This window comes from Pseudomonas sp. 05N434, from assembly GCF_056396965.1.
Genome location: NZ_JBFTMK010001159.1, coordinates 1 through 424, shown reverse-complemented (window position 1 = coordinate 424; position 424 = coordinate 1). Strand labels below are relative to the sequence as shown.

Below are 424 nucleotides of genomic sequence, written 5' to 3'. Positions count from 1 at the left end.
CCGTTGGGCCAGTTGCAAGGCGCTGCTGACTTGTTGTTGGCGCTGCTGCAGGGCTGCGTATTCTTCGCGCAATTGGGCCCAATCCTGACGGGAGGCAAAAAAGCCCAGCCAATCCAGAAGCCGTTCGCGGATCACGYTGCCCGATTGCGTGGCGTTTGCGGGCAGCGTGAATTCGATGTGCAGCAAGGCTTGCCCGGCATAGCAGTAGAGCGGCGCGGCTTTCAGGTTGTCTGCCAGCCCGCTGTCTCGCAGCTGCGCCAAYAGGCCGCCGGGCTTTGCGGCGGTCAGCCAATGGCACAGGAACGCCAGCGCTTCGGGCGATGAGTCGGGCAGCCCTTCGAAGGTGAACAGCAGATCCAGTCGACGTTCTCCAGCCTGTTGATAACTATTGGCCGATGAATCCATCAACAGGCTGGGCTTTGCC

General features: G+C 61.4%; 1 pseudogene. It reads right to left on the bottom strand.

Features of this window, described 5'->3' with window-relative positions:
* Positions 1–424: pseudogene (locus AC1DLB_RS32220) on the bottom strand (pyrroloquinoline quinone biosynthesis protein PqqF); the annotation flags it as partial.